This is a genomic window from Nonomuraea turcica (assembly GCF_030718205.1).
GTDB lineage: Bacteria > Actinomycetota > Actinomycetes > Streptosporangiales > Streptosporangiaceae > Nonomuraea.
Map to the genome: position 1 here is coordinate 1 of NZ_JAUZQF010000047.1, position 23278 is coordinate 23278.

The window sequence follows — 23278 nt, forward strand, 5'->3', positions numbered from 1 at the left end:
GGTTACGGCGGTTATGGCGGGAAGGAAACACCCGGTTACATTCCGAACCCGGAAGTTAAGCTTCCCCGCGCCGATGGTACTGCACTCGGGAGGGTGTGGGAGAGTAGGTCACCGCCGGACAATCTTTATAGAAAGGGCCCCGACACATCATGTGTCGGGGCCCTTTCTGCGTTGTGCGGGCGAGAGCGCGTTGCGGGAAGATGCTCGGGCCTAGTGGGCGCTGAGCGTGGCGGCCGCGACCACGAGCAACATCGTGCCTGACACGGCCGAGATGCGACGGGCGGCCTTCGGTGTGCCGGTCAGGGCGTGGCTCGCTCGTGCCGTGGCCACGGCGATCAGGCCGTACAGAACGGCGCAGTTCACCACGTGCAGCAGCCCGAGCGCGGTCAGTTGCACGGCCAGCGGCACGCCCGTACCCGGTGAGATGAACTGCGGCATCAGCGACAGATAGAGCAGCAGCCCCTTCGGGTTGAGCAGGGCCGTCAACATGCTCTGCCGCAACACCGCACCGGTCGGTTGCTCCGGGGCGGGGCCGACGCCGGGCCGCCCCGCCGCCTGGCGCAGCGACATGAGGGTCCGGACGGCGAGGAAGATCAGGTATGCCGCGCCGGCGTAGCGCATCACGGGCAAGGCGGCGGGTACGGCGCGCAACGTGGCCGCCAGCCCGGCCGCGGCCAGCACGGTGTGCATCGCGTAGCCACAGCAGATGCCGGCCACCGCCGTCAGTCCGGTGCGCCGGCCTTGCCCGAGAGAGCGGGCCATCACGTACAACATGTCCGGGCCCGGCGTGAAGATCAGCAGCACGTCCATGCCCAGGAAGAGCAGCAGCAAACGGGGATCCACGAGGTCCACCTCCCTGTGACCTTTGTGACGGTAGCCCAGAAGGGTTGGCACCCGATGGTGGATCCATGCTGCTGAGAGACTCGGAGTGGCAGAATATTGCGCTGTGGACCGGATTGATCGCAGGATACTTCAGGAGCTGCAGCAGGACGGGCGGCTCAGCAACACGGAGTTGGCCGACCGGGTGGGGCTCACGCCCTCGCCGTGCCTGCGCCGCGTGAGCCGGCTCGAGGAGTCCGGCGTCATCCGCGGCTACCGGGCGCTGCTGAACGGGGCCGCGGTGGGGCGGGGATTCGAGGCGTTCGTGACGGTGGTCATGAGGTATGAAGATCATGACACGGTGGCCGAGTTCGAGCGTCAGGTGGCCGGCCTGCCGGAGGTTGTGGAGGCGCATCGGCTGTTCGGCGACCCCGACTTCCTGCTGCGCGTGGCCGTGGCTGACCTGGCCGCCTACGAGCGGTTCTACTCCGAGACCCTCTCCGGGCTGCCGGGCGTGGCGCAGGTGACCTCACATGTGGCGATGAAGGCGATCAAGCCGGACATAGGGCTGCCGGTAGCCCCGTGAGCGGGGCCGCAAGGAGTGCGCTCCGCACGTGGGACTGCCGATAACTCCGTGAGCGGGGTACGGGGCCCGCGGACGTTCACACGGGCCCCGTACCACCGTGCTCGAGCGAGCTAGTGGATCAGGATTATTGCGGCAAGACCAGCAGCGCGTCGCCCACGGCGCGCTCCGCCCCGTCCGACGGCCGGTTGACCAGCTTGTTGCCGACGACCATCGCCGTCGACCCGCCCCCGTCCAGGTTGATGGCCTGCCGCGCGCCCAGCCACCGCATGAACTGAGCCGCCTCGTGGAAGTTCGCCCCCACGGTGACCCCGGGCTGGCGGCCGTCGATGGTGGCCAGGATCAGGCTGCCATTCCTGGTGACCCCGAGCAGGGTACGCGGGTGGCGGCGCAGGATCATGTTCATGGAGTCGTGGCCGTCGAGCTTGGCGGTGATCTTCACCTGGCCATTCCTGACGAGGCCGACGCCACCCGCGACCACGTGCAGGTCCGGGGTCAGCTCGAGGGCCTTCTTGGTACGCAGGTCCACGACCTTGGTGTCGACCTTGACCGTCCAGTCCTGCCAGGCGTGCTGATTGAGCCATTCGCCGGCCACGCCGTTGCCGTGCAGCACCCGCGTGCCCTTGGCCACCGCCGCGCCCGAGACCCGCACGCCGATGACCTTGCCGTTGGCGTCCATGACGACGTCGGTCCCGCCGGCGGGCGTGTTGGCTCCGTACTCCTCCGTGTACAGCACCAGCTCGTCCACCGCGGCGGCCCGGTTGATGCCGCCGATGACCGACCGCTCGCCGTCCTGAGAGATCGCCGTGACCCTCGTCTCCAGCTCGGTGATCTTGGCGGTGCGGCCCTTGAGCACCACGGCCGAACGGCCGGGCACGGCCTCGCTCAGCAGCCGGCCGCCCACCACGGAGGCACCGAGGGGCTCGCCGCGCAGTTCCTTGGCGGTGTGGATGTTGAAGAAGCCGCCGTTGACCCCGACCACGGCCTTGGCGGCCTTGGTCATGGACGAGACGGTCTCCCGCTTGGCGACGCTGGTGCCGAGCGAGGCGGCGTACGAGCCGCGGAAGGTCGCGGCGTCGATCATGACGACCTTGACGTTCCACGGGCCGGTGGTCTTGAATCCGTCGTCGCCGAGGTAGTCGACCTTGACCTTCAGCCCCGCGTCGGCGAACTTCTTGGCCGCCTTCTCGGCCTTCTTCTTGTCCTTGAGCGGCCAGAGGCCGACCCGGACCATGTACTCGGTCTTGGCGGGCGAGTCGGCCACGGCGGGCCGGACGATCTCCTGCAGGCTGGGGGTCTCCCCGATGGCCTCCACCTCGGCGACCTTGGTCTCGGCGTTCGGGAGCGTGCCCGAGTCGCGGCCGTCCGGCATCAGCACGGTCAGGGTGTAGCCGTCGGTCGAGGTGCCGGCCTTCACGTCGTAGAGGTCGATCCCCTGCGTCACGGCGGTCATGGTCTTGGTCGGCACGGGCCTGGCGCCCAGCGGGAACCTGGCCGACGGGAACTTCACCGACACCTGCTCCGCCGCGACCGACGCGGCAGGCAGGGTGGTGACAGTGATCGCCGCGGCTATGGCCAGGCCGCCGGCGATGGTGCGTCGAGACATGAACTCTCCAGAGGGCAGTAAAGGGACCGCACCATAGTGGCGAGATCATGGTCGCCGGGGCAGGCGAACACGCTAAACAAATGCAGGGGTTACGGAATTGACATCACTTGTGGATACAATTTGTGTATGACACGCATCTGCATGTGGTGGCGGCCGATAGACGGCCGCTGATTTCGCATGCGTGGGCCGTCTCCGGGACGGCCCTTCGGATATGTGTGCGGGTCCTCTCCGAGACGGCATCGACCTCAAAGGAGAAGACCCTCATGAACGACGTGGTGCTCACGGGCGATCGCCCGACCGGCCGGCTGCATCTGGGCCACTACTTCGGCTCACTGGCCAACCGGGTGAAATTGCAGCACGCCTACCCGATGTACGTCCTGGTCGCCGACTACCAGGTGATCACCGATCGTGACCTGCCCGGCCAGATCCAACGCAACATCACCGATCTACTGCTCGACTACCTGGCCGTCGGGCTGGACCCGGCCAAGGTGACGATCTTCCAGCACAGCGCGATCCCGGAGCTCAACCAGCTGCTGCTGCCGTTCCTGAGCCTGGTGTCGGTGGCCGAGTTGCGCCGCAACCCCACGGTGAAGGACGAGATCGCGCACAGCTCGCAGCAGGCGGTCAGCGGCCTGATGTTCACCTATCCGGTGCATCAGGCGGCCGACATCCTGTTCTGCAAGGGCACGCTCGTGCCCGTGGGCAAGGACCAGCTGCCGCACGTCGAGGTGACGCGGCTGGTGGCGCGGCGCTTCAACGAGCGCTATGCCGAGGTGTTCCCGCTGCCGGAGGCGATGCTGGGCGAGCGGCCGCTGCTCCATGGGCTCGACGGAGGCAAGATGAGCAAGAGCCGCGGCAACGCGATCGACCTGGCGGCCACCGAGGACGAGACGGCCGCGCTGATCCGTAAGGCGCGCACCGACTCCGACCGGCTGATCACCTACGACGAGACGCACCGCCCCGAGGTGGCGAACCTTCTCACGCTGGCGGGCCTCTGCCTGGACCGCCCGCCGCAGGACATCGCCGACGAGATCGGGTCCGGCGGCGCCGCCGCGCTCAAGCGCCTGGTCACCGAGGCGGTCAACGAGTTCCTGCGGCCGATCAGGCGACGCCGTGGCGAGCACACCGAGGCCGACGTCAGGCAGATCCTGGCCGTGGGCAACGAGCGTGCGCGCGAACGCGCGATCCGTACCCTCGACGAGGTCAGGGGGGCTATGGGCTTTTGACGTCGGCGGCACCCTGCCGCCGGCCGCGACCCGGTAGTTCAGGTCCAGGAGGTCGAGCACGGGGCCTAACGCGTTTGATAGACCTTGCGCAGCGTCTCGTGCACGATCCACGTGGTCCTGGCGCCCTCGGCCAGCAAGCACACGTCTCCAGGGTTGACCTCGATCGTGGTGCCGCCCTCGACGGCGATCGTGGCACGGCCGGACAGCACCACGAAGATCTCGTCCCGCTCCACGTCCGTGACGACGCCCGGGGTGATCTCCCAGATGCCCCGGCCTCCACCGAGCTCCAGAGACGACGTGGCGGGATCGCCCGCGACGATCTGCTCGGGATCGAGCTCGTCCGGGGTCAGCCGCACGTCATGGACAGGCACGGAGAACGCACCGGCGGTGGCGAGCATGCGGCCGAGGTCGGCCAGGTCCGGCATCAACACGTCAGACATATCGCCCATTCCAACACATCTGCGCGGTCAACGGCTCTCCCGGCGGAAGGACTCCAGTGCCAGCAGGGCCACATGGAGCGACAGGCACGACTCGACGTCGTCGAGGTCGGTGTCGAGAATGCGCTCGAGGCGGCGCAGGCGATCGTAGAAGGCGGGCCTGGACAAATGAGCCTTCTGCGCGGCCACGGCCTTGTTGCGGCCCGCGTCCAGATAGATGCGCAGGATCCGGGTGAGGTCGCCCCCCCGCTGCGCGTCGTGGGCCAGCAGCGGTCCCAGCTCCCGCTCGGCGAACGTCTGCAGCCGCGCGTCGTCGCGCAATAGGTGCAGCAGGCCGCGTAGGCGCAGGTCGGGCAGCCGGTAGAAGGCCCGGCCGTCCGGCTGGCGGACCGCCACGTCCGCCACCTGCTCGGCCTCGAGGAAGCTGCGGCGTACGTCCCTGATCGACTCCACCACCGAGCCGGCCGCCAGCACGAACGCCGATCCTGGCCGCCACAACATGCGCAGCCGCTCGGCCAGCGCCGTCAGGGCGGCCTCGGCCTGCGTTCGCGGCGGCAGTGGCAGTAACACCCCCACACGTTCCTGATCGAGCGCCCCCACCAGGGCGGGCAGGCGGGCGTCACGACAGGCGCCGGCGGTGGCCTCGGCCAGCTCGCCCAGCTGCGCCTGGCCGTCCAGGGCCTGGTCGGCGAGGTCGGTCGGCCTGATGACCACGCTGACCAGCTTGCGTCCCGTCAGCGGTACGCCGACCGCGCGGGCGCGCGCGGCGGCCTCGTCGGGGTCGGAGTAGGCGTGGGTCAGGATGCCGGTGATGATCGTGCCGTGGGCCTGGCGCTCCAGCGACTCCTGATGGCGTTCCAGCAGCCGGCCCAGGGCGAGTGTGGTGGCGGCCCGCTCGGCCAGCACCAGGTCGCGCGGCGACGGCGCCGCGTCGCAGATCAGGATCAGCCTGCCCCAGTCCTGCCCACGGGCCCCGACCGTGGTGACCAGCCAGCCGGAGGCCGGGTCGTACGCGGTGCGCTCGACCGGGGCCACCGCCCGCGACCTGGTCTCCCATCCGGCCAGCAGAGTGCCCGCGTCGCGCCCCGCGGACTCGCAGGCCAGCACCTGGTGCGCGAGGTTCTCCAGCAGCACCGGACGGTTCGACAGCCGGGCCACCTGGGCGAGCACCTCGGTCGGCGAGGCGCCCTCGACCGACAGCTCGGTGAAGACCTCGTGGAGCTGCTCGGAGGCCCGCAGCTCCTCCAGCTGGATGTCGATGATCCGGGCGTGCACGGACTCGGTGATCTGCACGAACGGGGTTTCCCTGGTCAGCACGATGACCGGCAGCCCGTGTTCCTCGGCCGACTTGACCACCGCGCGCGGCAGCTCCCGTACGAACCTGCGGCCCAGCTCCACGATCAGGCCCGACGCGCCCACCGCGGACAGCGCGCCGATGTAGTCGGCGAGCTTCTCCGGGTCCTCGGGAAGCGCGACACCCGTGGTGAGCACCAGCTCGCCGCCGCGCAGCAGGCTGGCGATGTCGGCGATCTCGCCGACGTGCACCCATCGCACCTTCGTGTCCAGCCGGTCCCCGCCCGCGACCACTCGCGGGCCGCCCCGGCGAACGGTCTCCAGGGCAAGGACGTCGGCAATGGTGGGCAGCACGGGGCAGAGCCTAGCCGATCAATCTGTAAGAACGGCTATGCAGACATTTACGCTGTGTCAGGAATTAAGATCTTCTTCGCGGTACTCCTGCCGGGGCTCCCGCACCCGAAGCTCGACCCGGCGGATCTTGCCAGAGATCGTCTTGGGCAGCTCGCCGAACTCCAGCCGCCGCACCCGCTTGTACGGCGCCAGTTCCCGCCGGCAGTGCTCGAAGATCGACCGGGCGGTCTCCTCGTCGGCCTCGAACCCCGGCGCGAGCGTCACGTACGCCTTCGGCACCGCCAGCCGCACCGGGTCGGGGGCGGGCACCACGGCCGCCTCCGCGACGGCCGCGTGCTCCAGCAGCACGCTCTCCAGCTCGAACGGCGAGATGCGGTAGTCGGAGGCCTTGAAGACGTCGTCGGTCCGGCCGACGTAGGTGATGTAGCCATCCTCGTCCCGGGTGGCGACATCACCGGTGTGGTAGTAACCGCCCCGCGTGGCTTCGCCCGATCCACCGACATATCCCGCCATGAGCCCCAGGGGGCGGCGCTCGTCCAGCGGCAGGCAGATCTCGCCGTCATCTCCCGGCTCACCGCTGACCGGGTCGAGGAGCACCACGTCATAGCCGGGCAGTGGGCGTCCCATCGATCCGGATTTGACCGGCTCGTCGGGCGCGTTGCCGATTTGCGCGGTGGTCTCGGTCTGGCCGTAGCCGTCCCTGATCGTGATGCCCCACGCCGTGGCCACCTGGTCGATGATCTCCGGGTTGAGCGGCTCGCCGGCGGCCACCGCCGTACGCAGCGGCAGCTTCCAGGCCGCCAGGTCCTCCTGGATCAGCATCCGCCACACGGTCGGCGGCGCGCAGAACGTGGTGACCCGCTCGTCCCGCAGCACCTCCAGCAGCGCCGGCGCGGAGAAACGCTGGTAGTCGTGGACCAGCACGGTCGCCCCGGCGTTCCACGGCGCGAACACGTTGCTCCACGCGTGCTTGGCCCACCCCGGCGAGGACACGTTGAGATGCACGTCGCCGGGCCGCACCCCGATCCAGAACATGGTCGACAGGTGCCCGGCCGGGTAGGACGCGTGCGTGTGCTCGACCAGCTTGGGCTGGGACGTGGTGCCGGAGGTGAAGTAGAGCAGCAGTGTGTCGCCCGCCGACGTCGGCGCGTCGGGGGTGAAGTCCTCCTGCGCCTCGTACGCCTCGTGGTACGGCAGCCAGTTGTAGGCGTCCCCCACGGCGATCTTCGTGAACTCCCCGGCGCCGAACTTGCCCGCGTCGGCGGCGTTCGCGATCACATGCGAGACGCCGCCGCGCTCGATGCGTTCGACGAGGTCCTTGGCCGTCAGCAAGGTCGTGGCGGGGATGATGACCGCGCCGAGCTTCATCGCGGCCAGCAGCGCCTCCCACAGCTCGGCCTGGTTGCCCAGCATGAGCAGGATCCGGTCGCCCCGGCGCACCCCTTGCTCGTGCAGCCAATTGGCGACCTGGTTGGAGCGGGCCGACAGCTGGGCGAAGGTGTAGGCGGCCTGGCTCGACCCCACGATCTTCAGTGCGACGGCGTCGGGCGTCTCGGCGGCCAGGACCCCGTCGAACCAGTCGAGCGCCCAGTTGAACCGGGCGAACTCCGGCCAGTGGAAGTCGCGGCGCGCGGTGGCGGGGTCGCTGTGGAGGAGGAAGTCGCGGGCGGCACGGAAATCGTCCATGTCCCGGATCCTGCTACGTCGCCAGCCGCCGCTCAAGGCCGTCGAGCATCGACACCAGCCCGAAATCGAAGGCCACCGCGCGGACGGTGTTCGGGTCGTCGTACATTTCCAAGTTGGTGCGTTCGAGAATGTCGGGAAAGTCCCTGGCGGCCTTCCTGAGCGTCGTGCGCATCTCGTCCGGGTCGTACTCGTGACCGGCCATCGCGTTGTTCCAGGCGATCTCGGGAAGCGTCGTCCCGTAGACGTAGGCGGTGACCGTGGAGGCGGCGTAGTCGATGTCCATCCCCTTGAATCCGGCCGCCGCGAACACCTTGCGCATCCGGTCGGCCGCCTGGATCGCGTTGGGGCCGAGCGCAGGCAGCCGGCCGAGCAGATCGGCCGACCACGGGTGGCGCAGCATCGCCGCGCGCATGCTGTAAGCCAGGACCGAGGCGGCCTCGCGCCAGCCCACTTCCTCGGGGTGGGGCACCTTCAACTCGCCCCACAGCTCGTCGTAGGCCAACTCGAGCAACTCGTCCTTGTTGGCGACGTACCAGTAGAGGCTGGTCGCGCCGGCGCTCAGTTTCGCGCCGAGCTTACGCATGCTCAGGCCGTCCAGGCCCTCCTCGTCCAGCAGCTCGATCGCCGCTCTGACGATCTCCTCACGGCTGCGGCCCGGGCTCGTGGTCTTACGGGGATCGCGGGTCCAGACGGAGGTGAACTGCTTGGCGTTCATAACCTCAGGATAAATGTACTCGCACACTGTGCGAGAGGTGTCGTACAGTGTGCGAGTGAACTCGAACGCTGTACGAGACCCCCGTCGCTGGTGGATCCTCGTCGTCCTGTGCTTGGCGCTGCTGGTCCTGGTGGTCGACAACACCGTGCTCAACCTCGCCATCCCCTCGCTGAACGAGGAAATGGGCGCGACCCCGTCGGACATCCAGTGGATCATCGATGCGTACGTGCTGGCCTACGCCGGGCTCCTGCTCACCTCGGGCAGCCTGTCCGACAAGTACGGCCGCCGCCGCTTCCTCATCATCGGCTTGGTGTTCTTCGGCGGCGCGTCCCTGCTGGCCGTGCTCGTCACCGAGCCCTGGCAGCTGATCGCCGCGCGGGGCCTGATGGGCATCGGCGGCTCGCTCGTCATGCCGTCCACGTTGTCGATCCTGATGACCGTGTTCGACGAGGACGAGCGGCGCAAGGCGATGGCCGCCTGGAGCGCCGTGGCCCTGGTCGGGATGGTGTCAGGTCCGACGCTGGGCGGATTCATGCTGGAGCACTACTGGTGGGGCTCGGTCTTCCTGCTGAACGTCCCGATCGCGGCCGTCGCCATCGTGGCCGCGGTCGTCCTCATGCCCGAGAGCCGCAGCACCGGGCGGAAGATCGACCCGGTCGGTGTGGTGCTGTCGATCGTCGGCCTCACCGCGGCCGTCTACGTGATCATCGAGCGTGAGTGGAACATCCCCGTCATCGCGGTGGCGGTCATCGCTCTGGCCGCCTTCGTGGTCTGGGAGCGCACGCGGGAGCAGCCGATGCTGCCGCTTCACCTGTTCGCCAACCGCAACTTCAGTGGCGCGTCGTTCTCGATCCTGCTGATGGCCTTCGGCGCGGGCGCCGTGATGCTGATGCTCACCCAGTATCTCCAGTTCGTGCTGGGCTACGGGGAGATGCAGGCGGGCCTGGCCATGCTGCCCTACGCCGTGGCCGCGGCCGTCTTCAACGGCGTGGGCGCCGGGCTCGGGCAGAAGGTGAGCAACCGGGTGCTGATCGGCGCCGGGTTGCTGCTGATGGCCGGGGGCTTCGTCGTCATGGCGATGACCACCGGATACCTGCCGCTGCTCACCGGGCTGGTGTTCATGGGGATCGGCGGCGGCCTGGCGGGCCCGTCCGCCTACGCCTCGCTCATGGGGGCCATCCCGATGGAGCACGCCGGCGTCGGCTCGGCGCTCAACGACACCGTCCAGCAGGTCGGCATGGCGCTGAGCATCGCGATCCTCGGCAGCGTGCTGGCCGGGCAGTACACCTCGCAGATGCCGGCCGAGCTGCCCGCCGAGGCCAGGGAGTCGATCGGGGCCGCCCACCTCATGGGCTTCCCCGAGGCCGCCAACGAGGCGTTCACTTCCGCCATGCACCTCGGCTCATGGGTGGGCGCCGCGTTCTGCGTGGCCGCCGCGCTGCTCGCGGTGACCGTGCTGCGCCCCGCCCAGCCCGTCGCGGTCCCCGAGCCAGAGAAGGTCTAGCGGACACGGGGCTCCCGCATGCTCTCCAGGCTGTCCAGCTTGTGCGTGCGCTCGTCGTGGCCGATCTGCCTGAGCAGGTCGGCCACCGAGCGGTAGTGGCCGTACTCGGCGGCGTACGTGCCGGGGTCCGGGACGAAGTCCAGGTCGGGGTTCTCCGCCACGAACGTCATGTACTCGTGCTCGGCGTGGTCCTCGAACTCCGCGTTCAGCCGGTAGCTCCAGTCGGGCCTGACCAGGAACAACACCCAGGACACGTGGTAGTAGAAGAACGCGATCAGCCACGGCGCGGCCTTGTGCAGCAGCCAGGTCTGCCGCTGCCCGGCGCGCTGCACCAGGTCCTGCATGATCAGCAGATGCCACTGCTCGTTGTCCTGGTCGGCGCGGGCCTCCACGATCCGTTCGAAAACCCTCTTGGCCAGCGCCGAGCGGCCGGCGTGCCGGTGCACGGCCCAGTAGCCCATCCGCTCCCACGCCTGGTACGGCACCCGGGCGATGATCTCCAGCATGGCGAACTTCGTGTAGGAGCCCTTCTTGCCGTACATGAGGTCCACGGGCTTGAACATCATCCTGGCCAGCAGGCTGTAGTTCATCCGCGGGGTGTCGAGGGTGTCCTGCTGGGCGCGGCGCAGCTGCTCGCGGTCGAGCTTGGGCGGTCCGGACGGGGCCTCGGGCCGGTGGTCGACGGTGATGGTCATCTCGATCTCTCCTTCTGTTCGGATGACCTGATCGTCGCCTAGAGACCTGCTCCGGGTCGTCGCCCGCCAGTGGTCATCTTCGATGCCTCCGGCGGCGTAGCGCAGCGGCCCGGCGTACATCGCCAGGCGCACGGGAGATCCCCTAGGGGGAGGATTTACAGGTTGTAACCTGATTTCGCCGCAAGCCGACAGTTTGCGGATAGGAGGACGAGGAACGGGACGGGATACTCGATAACATGTCGGAGCTACTCGCGCGCCACCGGGCAGTGATGCCCAACTGGTTGGCACTCAACTACACCGAGCCCATCGAGATCGTCAGCGGCAAGGGCAACCGGGTCATCGACGCCGACGGCAAGAGCTACCTGGACTTCTTCGCCGGCATCCTGACCAACATGATCGGCTACGACGTGCCCGAGGTGCGCGAGGCCGTCGAGCGCCAGCTCGCCACCGGCGTGGTGCACACAAGCACCGTCTACCTGCTGCGCGGCCAGATCGAGCTGGCCGAGAAGATCGCGCGGCTGTCCGGCATCCCCGACGCCAAGGTCTTCTTCACCAACTCCGGCACCGAGGCCAACGAGACGGCGCTGCTGCTGGCCACGTACGCGCGCAAGAGCGACCAGGTGCTCGCCATGCGGCAGAGCTACCACGGGCGCAGCTTCGGCGCGATCAGCGTCACCTCAAACCGGTCGTGGAAGAACAACTCGCTGTCCCCGCTCAACGTGCACTTCCTGCACGGCGCCGACCGCCACCTGACGCAGTTCAAGGGCCTGTCGGACGCGGACTACATCGCCGCCTGCGTGGACGACCTGCGGCATGTGCTGGCCACCGCGGTCTCCAACGACGTGGCCGCGCTGATCGCCGAGCCGATCCAGGGCGTGGGCGGGTTCACGATGGCGCCCGACGGGCTGTTCGCCGCCTACAAGGAGGTCCTCGACGAGCAGGGCATCCTGTTCATCTCCGACGAGGTGCAGACCGGCTGGGGGCGCACCGGCAGCGCGTTCTTCGGCATCGAGAACCACGGCGTCACCCCCGACATGATCACGTTCGCCAAGGGGCTGGGCAACGGCTTCGCCGTGGGCGGCATCGTGGCGCGGGGCGATCTGATGGACGCGCCGCACGCCGTGGGCCTGTCCACGTTCGGCGGCAACCCGATCTCCATGGCCGCCGCCAACGCCACTCTCGACTACGTGCTTGACCACGACCTGCAGGCCAACGCCGCGCGGACCGGCGAGATCATCATCCGCGGGCTGCGCGAGGCCGCCCATCGGCTGCCCATCGTCAAGGGCGTGCGAGGCAAGGGCCTCATGTTCGCCGTCGAGCTGGAGAGCCCGGCCCAGGCGGCCAGGTTCATGGAGGAGACCAAGAGGGCCGGGCTGCTGGCCGGCAAGGGCGGCCTGTACGGCACCGCCATCCGCATGGCCCCGCCCCTCACCCTCACGGTGGACGAGGCCGTCGAGGGCCTGGGCATCATCGTCACCGCCCTCGAGACCATCAACGCGGAGGCGGCAGCACAGTGAAGACCGTCAACCACTGGATCAACGGGGCGCCGGGGGACGGCTCCGGCCGTACCGCCGAGCTGTTCAACCCCGCCACCGGCGAGGTCTCCGGGCACGTCGCGCTCGCCTCGGCGGCCGACGTGGACGCGGCCGTGGCGGCCGCCGTCGCGGCCTTCCCCGCCTGGCGGGACGCGTCGCTGGTCAAGCGGTCCCAGGTGCTCTTCCGCTTCCGCGAGCTCATGTACGCCCACCGCGACGAGCTGGCCGCCCTGATCTCCGCCGAGCACGGCAAGGTGCACTCCGACGCGCTCGGCGAGGTCGCCCGCGGGCTGGAGGTCGTGGAGTTCGCCTGCGGCATCCCGCACCTGCTCAAGGGCGGCTACTCCGAAGGCGTCTCGACCCGGGTCGACTCCTACTCGATCCGCCAGCCGCTCGGGGTCGTGGCCGGCATCACGCCGTTCAACTTTCCCGCCATGGTGCCGATGTGGATGTACCCGATCGCGATCGCCTGCGGGAACACCTTCATCCTCAAGCCGTCGGAGAAGGACCCCTCCGCGTCACTGCTCATGGCGCGCCTCTGGCAGGAGGCGGGGCTGCCCGACGGCGTGTTCAACGTCGTGCAGGGCGACAAGGTCGCCGTCGACCGGCTGCTCGAGCACCCCGACGTGCGGGGCGTGTCGTTCGTCGGCTCCACCCCGATCGCCAGATACGTCTACGAGACCGGCACCGCGCACGGCAAGCGCGTGCAGGCCCTCGGCGGCGCCAAGAACCACATGCTCGTGCTCCCGGACGCCGACCTCGACCTGGTGGCGGACTCGGCGGTGTCCGCGGGGTTCGGCTCGGCGGGGGAGCGGTGCATGGCGATCTCCGTCGTGCTGGCCGTGGACCCGATCGGCGACGAGCTCGTCCAGAAGATCGTGGAGCGGGTCGACAAGCTCGTGATCGGACCTGGCGACGACCCGAAGTCCGAGATGGGGCCGCTGGTCACCGCGGCGCACCGCGACAAAGTCGCCTCCTATCTGGACCTCGGCGTCGAAGAGGGCGCCAAGCTGGTCGTGGACGGCCGCGAGACGCCCGTGCTCGGCGGCGGCAAGGCGGCCGGGACGCCCGGCTTCTGGCTCGGCCCGACGGTGCTCGACCACGTGCCCGCCGGCTCGCGTACGCACACTGACGAGATCTTCGGCCCGGTGCTGTCGATCGTGCGCGTCAGTTCGTACGAGGAAGGGCTGGAGGTCATCAACGGCGGCGTCTACGGCAACGGCACCGCGATCTTCACCAACGACGGCGGCGCGGCTCGGCGGTTCCAGAACGAGGTCGAGGTCGGCATGGTCGGCATCAACGTGCCCATCCCGGTGCCGATGGCCTTCTATAGCTTCGGCGGCTGGAAGTCCTCGCTCTTCGGCGACACGCACGTGCACGGCACCGAGGGCGTGCACTTCTACACCCGCGGCAAGGTCATCACCTCCCGCTGGCTCGACCCCTCCCACGGAGGGGTGAGCCTGGGGTTCCCCACGAACAGCTGAACGGCCGGGAGGCGCACGTCCTTCCGGCCCCAGTCCCCGGTAAGCTCCCAGGCACCGGACAGAGGGGGACATCGTGCATCGCCGCCGTACCTATGCCTTGGCGCTCGCCGCATCGGCGCTGGTCGCCGGCGTGGGCGCGGCGGCCCCCAAGCCCACGCCCACGGCCACGCAGAGCGACGGCACGCTGCAGATCCTCACCTACCGCGGCTACGCCGAGTACGGCGGCGTCAGCCCTCAGGTCAACTGGGTGGGCTCGTTCGAGAAGGAGACCGGCTGCCGGATCGCCAAGCTCGACACCGTGCAGACCGCCGACGAGATGGCCCTCAGGATGAACGAGCGGCCCTACGACCTCGTCTCCGCCGGGCCCGCGCTTGCGGGCGACCTCATCGCGGCCAAGAAGGTGCAGCCCATCGACCCGGCCAAGGTCAGCGGCTACGAGGACATCGACGAGCGCTTCCGCGACATGATGACGGTGCCGGGCACGTCGGGCTCGGGCACGTCGGGCTCGGGCACGTCGGACAAGGTCTACGGGGTGCCCTACCTGTGGGGATACCACGAGTTCATCTACGATCCGGCCAAGGTCAAGGGCGAGCTGAAGGAGGCCTTCTCCTCCGAGCGGACGGCACTGAAGGACAGCCCGCTGACCATCGCCGACGCCGCCCTGGCCGCCGGGGACGGCGAGAAGCCGTTCGAGCTGAGCAAGGACCAGCTCGACCGGGCGACGGCGCTGCTGGAGGGGGTGAAGGAGCGGACCTACTGGGCGAGCCCCATCGATCTGGTCAAGGGGTTCGCCACCGGTTCGCTGGATTACGCGCAGGCCACTCCTTACTATCGCCTGCTACTGCAGAAGGCCGGCCTGCCGGTCAAGGCCCTCGACACGCGCGAGACCACCGGATGGGTCGACTCCTGGATGCTCGGCGCCGGCGTGCCCGACACCACCTGCGCCTATCGGTGGCTCACCTGGATGACCGCGCCCAACGCACAGCGCGACGCCGCCGCGTGGGCGGGGCTGGCGCCGGCCAATGACAAGGCGTGCAAGGGGCGGGCCAAGCCCGTGTGCGAGCTGTACGGGGTCGGCAAGCCCAAGCGCATCGACCGCGTGGCGTTCGCCGTGCGGCCGCCCGGGGATTGCCGCGCGGAAGACGGGGAATGCCCTGACTATGTCGCCTGGTCCGAACGGTGGCAGAAACTCGTCAAGTGAGCCAAGGGCGTGGGGGTCGCCGACCTCCACGTGATCCCGCCACGGGTCCGCCCTCATCCCCCCCGCTGGGCGCGGCCCGAAGAGGCGCCCCGGGCCTTCCCCCTGTCCCGGGGCGCCTCGCTATCGGGTCGGGAACGCCACCACCGTGGCCATCGGCGCAGGCAGCAGGGCCTCGGCGCAGTCGCCACAGGCCAGCACCGCCGAGTCGTCGGGCAGCCGGCCCACGCGTACGCGCGGTCGCGGCCACCTCTTATGGCAGACAACACAAGCATCGCCGTCGCGCTGGGCCCAGGTCAGGCCCTCAGGGTCGAACGTCAACATATCCCGCGCCGTTCTTGTCGGACCCCAGTTCATCACGGTTCCAGAAGCCCTCGCCCATCCGTATTCCGGATCCGTTATAACCCTGACCGAGGGCGTGATCGTCCAGCTGAGCGTCAAGTCAGGGTGAATTCTCTACCCGGCTGACCGGCGTTACACCAACAAAATCGGGCATCCAGCCGCAAGCCGGATGCCCGATATGTGGGGGTTTCTAGAGTTCGGCGATGGCCTTCTCCAGGATGCCGAGGCCTTCCTCGAGGAGGTGCTCGGGGATCACCAGAGGGGGCAGGAACCGCAGCACGTTGCCGTACGTCCCGGCGGTCAGCACCAGCAGGCCCTCGGCGTGGCAACGCTTGACGATCTCCTGTACGGCGGCCGGATTCGGCTCCTTGGTGCCGGGCTCCACCAGCTCAATCGCGATCATGGCGCCCCGGCCGCGTACATCGCCGATGACGTCGAAGCGCTCCTGCAGCGCCTTGAGCCGGGGAAGCATGATCTCGCCGATGCGGCGGGCCTTGGCGACCAGGTCCTCCTCCTCGATGGTCTCCAGCACGCCGAGCGCGGCCTCACAGGCGAGGGGATTGCCGCCGTACGTACCGCCGAGCCCGCCGACGTGCACCTTGTCCATGATCTCCGCCCGGCCGGTCACCGCGGCCAGCGGCAGGCCGCCCGCGATGCCCTTGGCGGTGGTGATGATGTCGGGGACCACGCCCTCGTCCTCGCAGGCGAAGAACGTGCCGGTCCTGGCGAAGCCCGTCTGGACCTCGTCGGCCACGAACACGATCCCGTTCTGCGCACAGAAGTCCGCGATGCGCGGCAGGAAGCCCTTGGCCGGCACGATGAAGCCGCCCTCTCCTGCGATGGGCTCGATCACCACGGCGGCCACGTTCTCCGCGCCGATCTGCTTGTTGATCATGTCGATGGCCTGCGCGGCGGCCTCTTCCGCGCAGTTCTCCGGCCCGCTCGGCCAGCGGAACGGGTACGCCAGCGGCACCCGGTAGACCTCCGGCGCGAACGGCCCGAAACGGTGCTTGTACGGCATGTTCTTGGCCGTCAGCGTCATCGTGAGCAGCGTGCGGCCGTGGTAACCGTGGTCGAACACCACGACGGCCGGCCTGCCGGTGGCGTGGCGGGCGATCTTGACCGCGTTCTCCACGGCCTCGGCGCCGGAGTTCACCAGGAATGTGCGCTTGTCGTGGTCGCCCGGCGTCAGCTCGTTCAGCTTCTCGCACACCTGGACGTACGACTCGTACGGAGTGACCATGAAACAGGTGTGGGTGAAGTCGGCGACCTGCCGCTGGACCCGCTCGACGACCTTGGGAGCGGCGTTGCCCACATTCGTCACCGCGATGCCCGAGCCGAAGTCGATCAGCGAGTTCCCGTCGGCGTCCTCCACCACGCCGCCGCCGGCGCGGGTGACGAAGACCGGGAGGGTGGTGCCGATACCGGGTGGGATCGCGGCCTGCTTGCGGGCCAGCAACTCCTGGGACTTGGGGCCGGGGATGGCGGTCACGACGCGCCGCTCCTGGGGAATGCTCATGCCTTCGACGCTACGGCGGCCACCTACCTGCGCCGATACGTCGATATGTCACACTAGAGGTGGTCGTCTTTGCCGGAATGGACAAACCCGTAATGCCGCCTACGCTCCAGACCGTGGTCCGTCGCATGGGCCTGCGGCTTCTGGCCGGTCCCACGTCGTTGACCGCGGTGGTGCGCTGGGTGGCGGTCAGCGAGCTCGCCGATCCGACACCGTACCTGGAGGGCGACGAGCTGCTGCTCACGACGGGGATGCGCCTGGAAGCCGACGTATCCAGATATGTCGCCCGGCTGGTGGCGCGCGGGGTCGCCGGGCTCGGCTTCGGGGTGGGAGTCTCGCACGAAGAGGTGCCCCCCGCGCTCGTGGAGGCCGCCGACCAGGCCGGGCTGCCGCTGCTGGAAGTGCCGCGCGAGACGCCGTTCATCGCGATCGGCAAGGCGGTGAGTGAGCTGCTGGCCGCCGAGCAGTACGAGGAGATCACCCGCGCCTTCGCCGCCCAGGGCCGTCTGACGCGGGCGGCGCTCCGGCCGGAAGGCATGCACGCGGTCATCGACCGGCTGGCCAAGGAGGTCGGCGGCTGGGCGGCGCTGCTCGACGAGACCGGCGAGGTGCGCCACGCCACCCGCGGCGCCCCCACGCACGCCGTCACCGCCGAGCTGACCCGCCTCCGCACGGGCCGCCCGCCGGCCCCCGAGCGCGCCGAGCCGCAGAGCGGGCGTTCCGAGCGGGTCGCGCCTGTCGGGACCGGCGAGCGTGCCGCGATGGGCCCTCGCCCCGGACCCGCTCGACCTGCCGAGCCAGGGCACGAGGTGCGATGGCCCGCCGGAGAGGGCCGGGTGCCGGCGAGTCTGGCGTTGTCGGGGCCAGGGGAGCACATTGTGGTGCAGCCGCTGGGCGGTGGGGTGCGGCCGCGCGGATTTTTCGCCGTCGGGGCCGAGCAGCCGTTCTCGCCCGTCACCCATACGGTGATCAACGCCGCGGGATCCCTGCTCACGCTCGCGGTGGAGCAGGGCAGAACCCATCTGGCCGCCGAGCGGCGCGCCCGCTCGGCGGTGCTCGCGCTGCTGCTGGCCGGCGCGGCCGACCAGGCGCAAGCGGTGCTGACGCCGCTCGGAGGCCGGCTGCCCGAGGCGCCGCTGCTGGCGCTCGCGGCGGACGCCGGCGCGCTCGACACGCTGGAAACGCATGCCTTCACGGCGATCCTCGACGACGCCGTGGGCGCCGGCGTCGCCACCGAGCCGATGGCCGTCGCCCTCGTGCCCGAGGCCGCGGCGGACCTGGTGGCACTGGAGGTGGACGGGCCGGTGGGCATCAGCCTGCGCTCAGGCTACGACCCCGCATCCCTGCGAGGCGCCCTCGACCAGGCCAGACGCGCCTTGGCCGCGGCCAGAAGCCGCCCGGCGCCGGCGGTGCGCTTCGGCGAGCTGGCCGGTCAGGGTCTGCTCGGGCTGCTCGACCCATCGGCCGCCCAGGCGTTCGCGGCCGCGCTCCTGGCCCCCCTCACCGAGTACGGCTCCCGAGCCGATCTGGTCGAGTCGCTGCGCGCGTACCTGGACTGCAACGGCCACTGGGACGCGGCCGCCCAGCGCCTCGGCGTGCATCGGCACACGCTGCGCTACCGCATGAAACGGGTCGCGGAGCTGCTGGGACGCGACCTCGACGACCCGGGTGTGCGCGCCGAGCTGTGGCTGGCGCTCCAGGCTACGGCTTCTGCACCAGGTAGCAGCAGATGGTCGCCGTGGTGACCGCCTCATAGGTGCGCCCGTCGCGCAGGTGACCGGCGCGTTCCAAACTGATCGCCCCGTGCGCCGCCGCCCACAGCGCGTCGGCGATCTTGCGGGGCTGGGTCGGGACGAGGTATCCCGCCGAGATGCAGTCGGCGATCACCCGATCGAGGATGTTCAGCGCCGCCCGCGCCAGGGTCCTGGCACGCTCGCTGGGCTCGAAGCCGGGGATGGCCCGCTCGAACATCAGGCTGTAGTAGCCGGGCTCGGCCAGGCAGGCCTGCCGGTACGCCGGCCCGAGGGCGTGGAGGTGCTCCAGCGGGTTCCGCCGCTGCGGCACGGCTTCCAGGAGGCGGCGGAAGCGCTCGAACCCCTCCAGATAGAGCGCTTCCGCCAAGCCCTCCCGGTTGCCGAACATGGTGTAGATGACGGTCGTCGTGCAGCCCGCCTCGGCGGCGATCCTGCGCATGGTCAGGCTTTCGGGACCGTCGGTCTCGAGGAGGTTCACCGCCACGTCGAGGAGGCGGGAACGAAGTTCGTCGTGGCTGGCGCGCTCACCCAGAAGGTAAGCGCCCTGCAGCCCCAAAGGCGCCGAGGTCATGAGACCCCCCCTGTGCCCAAGGACCTTTGTGTCCTTGTGACCTCACGCTGTTCGGTCACGGGGCCCACGCCTTTCTCAGTCGGGGGCCCACCGCGCTGGAGACCCGCACCCGATGACTTAGCCATGGCGGAGATCCCTCAAACCACTCCGCATGGTAAACATCCCGAATTAGGTCTACTTCTGTTACATCATGGGTATACCCAGGAGCTTGTACTTAACGGTGAGCGCTCATGAGGCTCTTGTGCATCGTGGTGTAATTCCCCGATCCTAGGCTTGGCATAACGTCGAGGTATGGACGTGCGTACCTTCTGGCTGGCCGGCCGCCCCGCGACCGGGGACACCGAGCTCACTGTGACCAACTCCCACGACGGCCGGGTGGTCGGCAGGCATTCCGTGCCAACTGACGCGCAGGTGGAGGAGGCCGTCGCGGCCGCCCACGCGGTGGCGCGGCAGGCCGCCGCCCTGCCCGTGCACGTACGCGCCGAGGCCCTGGCCCACGTTTCGCGCAGGATCGCGGAGCGGGCCGAGGAGATCGCCCAGCTCATCACGGCCGAGAACGGCAAACCGATCTTGTGGGCGCGCGGCGAGACCAGCCGTGCGGTCGCCACGTTCCGTTTCGCCGCCGAGGAGGCTCGCCGCTGGTCGGGCGGCGTGCAGCGGCTCGACACCGAGCCGGCCGCGACCGGCCGCCTGGCGTACGTGTCGCGCGTGCCGTACGGGCCCGTGCTGGCGATCACCCCGTTCAACTTCCCGCTGAACCTGGTCGCTCACAAGGTCGCCCCGGCCATCGCCGTCGGCGCGCCGGTCATCGTCAAGCCCGCCCCCGCCACACCGCTGTCGGCGCTGCTGCTCGGCGAGATCCTGGCCGAGACCGACCTGCCCCCTGGGATGTTTTCGGTGCTGCCCATCGAGAACGAGCGTGCCTCCGCGCTGGTCCAGGATCCCCGCCTCCCCGTGGTGTCGTTCACGGGCTCCGCGCCCGTCGGCTACGCCATCGCCGATCAGATCCCGCGCAAGCACGTGACCCTGGAACTGGGCGGCAACGCGGCCGCCGTCGTCCTGGCCGACGCCGACCTGGACTGGGCCGCCCAGCGCATCGCTCTTTACTCCAACTACCAGGCGGGCCAGAGCTGCATCGCCGTGCAGCGCGTGATCGTCGAACAGCCGGTCTACGACGCCTTCGTCGACCGCCTCATCCCCGCCGTGACCGGCCTCGTCACCGGCGATCCCGCGGACGAGAAGACCCAGGTGGGCCCGCTCGTCTCGGAGCACGCCGCGGAGCGGGTCGAGCAGTGGGTCCAGGAGGCCGTCGCGGCCGGGGCCAAGGTCCTGGCGGGCGGCACCCGGGAAGGGGCCGTGATCGCGCCGACGGTCCTGACCGACGTGCCGGACGACGCGAAGGTGGTCTGCGAGGAGGTCTTCGGCCCCGTCATGATCCTCCAGCCCGCCGCCTCGGTCGACGAGGCGTACGCGATGGTCAACGACTCCAAGTACGGCCTGCAGGCCGGGGTGTTCACCCGGTCGCTGGACGCCGCGTTCCAGGCGAACCGTGAACTGGAGGTGGGCGGCGTCATCATCGGCGACGTGCCGTCGTACCGGGCCGACCAGATGCCGTACGGCGGGGTGAAGGACTCGGGCATCGGCCGCGAGGGGCTGCACTCGGCCATGGAGGACCTGACGTACGAGAAGGTCATGGTCCTGACCGGCCTGACGCTGTGACCTCCTCGGCCAGGGCGGGTTATGCGCGTTGTGCCGTGTCGAAGAGGGTCTTGGCGGCCTCGCCCAGGTAAGGCCCGTACATGGTGCGCGGATCGTCGCTGTACTTGAAGCTGCTCAGCGACGTGATCGTGCCCTTGCCGGTGCCGGCGTCGAATCCGGTCATCCAGGGCCCGCCGCTCGAGCCCGCCGTCATGTCGCAGCCGAGGCCCTGGTCGCGGGTCTGGCCATGCGGGTCGTCCCGCAGGCGGCCGGCGCAGTAGACCAGATGGCCGCCGTTGTACGGAGGGTCGGCGGGGTAGCCGAAGCCGAACGCCTGGCCGCCGCGCGGCGCGTTGAACGCGATCTCCTGCGTGCCCACCGCGTCGGCCACGTGCGTGCCGCCGGACGTGGCCAGCGCCACCATGGCGACGTCGTAGTTGTCGTCCGCCGCGCGCGACCACCGCTCGGCGACGAACATGCGGCGGGCGGCGTAGCGGCCGTACGGGTGCTCGCCACCGGTCCCGTAGCCGGGGACGAAGGTCCAGTTCGCGGCCCACTGGCCGACGCCGTCCTTGACGCAGTGGCCGGCGGTGACCACGACGTCCCTGTTGGCGCTCGTGACCGTGCTGGCCGAGCAGACGAAGTCGGCCCCGCCCACCGTCATGAACACCCGTCCCGTGGTCCTGGTCACGGCGCCGCCCGTGATCCAGCGTGCGCCGATCGTGTTCGCCTCCGGCCTGGCCGCCGGTTGACGGCTCAGCTGACGGTCCACTTGATGGCCCAGTTGATGGCTCGGCATGGGCAGCTTGGAGGCGACCGCCTGTGGGAGGGCCGGGGCGCCGATCAGGTGCCGCGTGGTCCTGCTCAGGGCCGCCCCGCCGGGCAGCCCGCGCAGCAGGCGCCGGCCGTCCGTCACGAGGCCGAGCAGGTCGATCGGCAGCGCTTGGGCCATGCGCTGCGGCGTCCAGTAGGCGAGCACGCGCTGCTGCTCGGCGGCGGTGCGGGCGGCGACGTGCTCGACTACCTGGGTGCGCTCAAGGGTGGGGACGGGCGTGGTCACAAGGCCGTCGTCCTGCCGTGGGCCGGGAGCCGCGCCGAGGAGCGCGGGTCCCATCAGCCCCGCCAGGAGCGGGGCGGCCACCAGCAGGGGGGTGCTCAGGGTCATGCCCCCCGAGTGTGCACCACAACGTGTGTTCTTGTGACTACTTTCGGTGAATCGATCAGAGTGCGCCGGTAGTTTGCGCCGCTTGGTATACCGCCTGGGCCTCATTCCCGAAATAGGGGCCGAACATCCAGTTGGTGGCGAAGTTGTATTTGAAGCTGTTGACCGAATTGACGGTGCCGAGCCCGGTGGACTCGCTGAAACTCTGCATCCATGGACCGCCGCTCGAACCGCCGGTCATGTTACAGGTCAGGCCGAGATCGTCGGACATCAGGAAGTCGTCGAAGGTGCGGCCGCTGCAGTAGACGAGCTTCGAACCGTCGTACGGGGCCGCGGCCGGGTAGCCGAAGGCGTACATCTGCTGCCGTCTCTGCTGGTTGAACGCCACCCCCTGGCCGCCCACGACGTCGACCAGCGTCTTGCCGTCGAGCGGCGCCACCACGGCGGCGGCCAGGTCGAAGTTGATGTCCTCCCTGGCGTTCCATTGCTGCGTGGTCAGCAACTTGGTGGCGGCCCAGGTGCCGAAGGGGCGGCTGCCCTTGTCGTAGCCCGGCACGAACACCCAGTTCGTGTGGAAGGCGCCGTTCAGCTTCACGCAGTGGCCCGCGGTGATGACCACACTCTTGTTGGCGCTGGTCACCGCCGATCCCGAGCACGAGGCGTTGCGGCCCTGCGTGGTGAAGAAGATCCGTCCGGTGGTCTTCACCACCGCGCCGCCACCGGTCCACGGCTCACCTCCGCTCCTGGCCGCCTGCAACACCTGGCCACTCCCGGACGCGTTGGTGGGCGCCGCCGACCACGGGGCGCCCTCGGCCGCCGTGGCGAGCTTCATGCCCTTCTTGGGACCCGGGGCGGCCAGCGGCTCGGCCGACTCCATTTTCTGCTCGGTCCAGTACCCGAGGACCTGCCGCTGCTCGGACGCCGAGTCCGCGGCCGCGTGCTGGGCGGGCTTGGGCCGCAGGTGGACGTTGGCCTGGGCCGCTGTCGCGGGGAGCAAAACGGCGCTTCCCGTGGCGAGGACGAGGGTGGAAAGCAGGGCGACTCTGCGGTGCATTACGTACCTCCCGAAACCGGACTTGGGGTTGGAAGGTAGCGGCCTC

20 protein-coding genes and 1 rRNA gene are annotated in these 23278 nt (G+C 69.6%); 9 read left to right on the top strand and 12 right to left on the bottom strand.

Translation table 11 applies throughout. The annotated features are described in order from the left end of the window. The first annotated feature begins 3 nt into the window (after positions 1-3). Positions 4-120: ribosomal RNA gene (gene rrf / locus Q9G87_RS57320) — 5S ribosomal RNA — on the top strand. A 90-nt stretch (positions 121-210) separates the two neighbouring features. Here the strand turns inward: rrf and Q9G87_RS57325 are convergent. After that, on the bottom strand, positions 211-843 hold the full coding sequence (locus Q9G87_RS57325; RefSeq protein WP_305925120.1) for a LysE family translocator: 633 nt from the start codon (positions 841-843) through the stop codon (positions 211-213). Between the two features lie 103 nt (positions 844-946). Here Q9G87_RS57325 and Q9G87_RS57330 point away from each other — a divergent pair, with 103 nt between their 5' ends. Next, a complete protein-coding gene (locus Q9G87_RS57330; protein WP_305925121.1) occupies positions 947-1405 on the top strand; it encodes an Lrp/AsnC family transcriptional regulator in 459 nt (152 codons plus the stop codon). Between the two features lie 124 nt (positions 1406-1529). Here Q9G87_RS57330 and Q9G87_RS57335 read toward each other — a convergent pair whose 3' ends face one another. Continuing rightward, complete coding sequence (locus tag Q9G87_RS57335; RefSeq protein ID WP_305925122.1) at positions 1530-3008, bottom strand: phosphodiester glycosidase family protein; 1479 nt, start codon at positions 3006-3008, stop codon at positions 1530-1532. A 263-nt stretch (positions 3009-3271) separates the two neighbouring features. Here Q9G87_RS57335 and trpS point away from each other — a divergent pair, with 263 nt between their 5' ends. Continuing rightward, a complete protein-coding gene (gene trpS / locus Q9G87_RS57340) occupies positions 3272-4234 on the top strand; it encodes a tryptophan--tRNA ligase (protein ID WP_305925123.1) in 963 nt (320 codons plus the stop codon). Positions 4235-4299: 65 nt separating this feature from the next. Here the strand turns inward: trpS and Q9G87_RS57345 are convergent, their stop codons facing one another. Genes Q9G87_RS57345 through Q9G87_RS57360 form a run of 4 tightly spaced genes read right to left on the bottom strand, consistent with a single transcriptional unit; the run spans position 4300 to position 8719 of the window. Next, positions 4300-4674: a cupin domain-containing protein gene (locus Q9G87_RS57345; protein WP_305925124.1), complete on the bottom strand. Its 375-nt coding sequence runs from the start codon at positions 4672-4674 to the stop codon at positions 4300-4302. A gap of 27 nt (positions 4675-4701) precedes the next feature. Further along, a complete protein-coding gene (locus Q9G87_RS57350; RefSeq protein ID WP_305925125.1) occupies positions 4702-6318 on the bottom strand; it encodes a PucR family transcriptional regulator in 1617 nt (538 codons plus the stop codon). A gap of 57 nt (positions 6319-6375) precedes the next feature. Further along, entirely contained in the window at positions 6376-8004 is a 1629-nt protein-coding gene (locus Q9G87_RS57355; protein ID WP_305925126.1) for an AMP-binding protein, read from the bottom strand. Positions 8005-8017: 13 nt separating this feature from the next. After that, positions 8018-8719, bottom strand: coding sequence for a TetR/AcrR family transcriptional regulator C-terminal domain-containing protein (locus Q9G87_RS57360; protein WP_305925127.1), 702 nt, complete (start codon positions 8717-8719; stop codon positions 8018-8020). Positions 8720-8774: 55 nt separating this feature from the next. Here Q9G87_RS57360 and Q9G87_RS57365 point away from each other — a divergent pair, with 55 nt between their 5' ends. Next, positions 8775-10223: an MFS transporter gene (locus tag Q9G87_RS57365; protein ID WP_305925128.1), complete on the top strand. Its 1449-nt coding sequence runs from the start codon at positions 8775-8777 to the stop codon at positions 10221-10223. On the opposite strand, the gene Q9G87_RS57370 is transcribed toward Q9G87_RS57365, so the two are convergent. Beyond that, positions 10220-11050, bottom strand: coding sequence for an alternative oxidase (locus tag Q9G87_RS57370; protein WP_305925129.1), 831 nt, complete (start codon positions 11048-11050; stop codon positions 10220-10222). The two genes, Q9G87_RS57365 and Q9G87_RS57370, sit on opposite strands and share 4 nt — an antisense overlap. Positions 11051-11154: 104 nt before the next feature. On the opposite strand from Q9G87_RS57370, the gene Q9G87_RS57375 reads away from it, so the two are divergent. The 3 genes from Q9G87_RS57375 to Q9G87_RS57385 all read left to right on the top strand — a co-directional run bounded on the left by Q9G87_RS57375 (position 11155) and on the right by Q9G87_RS57385 (position 15138). Next, positions 11155-12435: an aspartate aminotransferase family protein gene (locus Q9G87_RS57375; RefSeq protein ID WP_305925130.1), complete on the top strand. Its 1281-nt coding sequence runs from the start codon at positions 11155-11157 to the stop codon at positions 12433-12435. After that, positions 12432-13937 (top strand): CoA-acylating methylmalonate-semialdehyde dehydrogenase, encoded by a 1506-nt coding sequence (locus tag Q9G87_RS57380; protein WP_305925131.1) that lies wholly within the window; start codon positions 12432-12434, stop codon positions 13935-13937. Before Q9G87_RS57375 ends, Q9G87_RS57380 begins: the two co-directional genes overlap by 4 nt. Positions 13938-14010: 73 nt before the next feature. Further along, complete coding sequence (locus Q9G87_RS57385; protein ID WP_305925132.1) at positions 14011-15138, top strand: extracellular solute-binding protein; 1128 nt, start codon at positions 14011-14013, stop codon at positions 15136-15138. Between the two features lie 120 nt (positions 15139-15258). Here Q9G87_RS57385 and Q9G87_RS57390 read toward each other — a convergent pair whose 3' ends face one another. Further along, complete coding sequence (locus Q9G87_RS57390; RefSeq protein ID WP_305925133.1) at positions 15259-15459, bottom strand: hypothetical protein; 201 nt, start codon at positions 15457-15459, stop codon at positions 15259-15261. 208 nt (positions 15460-15667) lie between these two features. After that, complete coding sequence (gabT, locus tag Q9G87_RS57395; RefSeq protein WP_305925134.1) at positions 15668-16996, bottom strand: 4-aminobutyrate--2-oxoglutarate transaminase; 1329 nt, start codon at positions 16994-16996, stop codon at positions 15668-15670. Positions 16997-17109: 113 nt separating this feature from the next. On the opposite strand from gabT, the gene Q9G87_RS57400 reads away from it, so the two are divergent. Further along, entirely contained in the window at positions 17110-18738 is a 1629-nt protein-coding gene (locus Q9G87_RS57400) for a PucR family transcriptional regulator (protein WP_305925135.1), read from the top strand. Here the strand turns inward: Q9G87_RS57400 and Q9G87_RS57405 are convergent. After that, positions 18695-19318, bottom strand: coding sequence for a TetR/AcrR family transcriptional regulator (locus Q9G87_RS57405; protein ID WP_305925136.1), 624 nt, complete (start codon positions 19316-19318; stop codon positions 18695-18697). The two genes, Q9G87_RS57400 and Q9G87_RS57405, sit on opposite strands and share 44 nt — an antisense overlap. A gap of 291 nt (positions 19319-19609) precedes the next feature. Between Q9G87_RS57405 and Q9G87_RS57410 the strand changes: the two genes are divergently transcribed. Beyond that, positions 19610-21037: an aldehyde dehydrogenase family protein gene (locus Q9G87_RS57410; RefSeq protein WP_305925137.1), complete on the top strand. Its 1428-nt coding sequence runs from the start codon at positions 19610-19612 to the stop codon at positions 21035-21037. A 19-nt stretch (positions 21038-21056) separates the two neighbouring features. Here the strand turns inward: Q9G87_RS57410 and Q9G87_RS57415 are convergent, their stop codons facing one another. Together Q9G87_RS57415 and Q9G87_RS57420 are read right to left on the bottom strand one after the other, a co-directional pair. Then, entirely contained in the window at positions 21057-22181 is a 1125-nt protein-coding gene (locus Q9G87_RS57415; RefSeq protein WP_305925138.1) for a trypsin-like serine peptidase, read from the bottom strand. A 55-nt stretch (positions 22182-22236) separates the two neighbouring features. Then, a complete protein-coding gene (locus Q9G87_RS57420) occupies positions 22237-23232 on the bottom strand; it encodes a trypsin-like serine peptidase (protein WP_305925139.1) in 996 nt (331 codons plus the stop codon). Between the last annotated feature and the right edge of the window lie 46 nt (positions 23233-23278).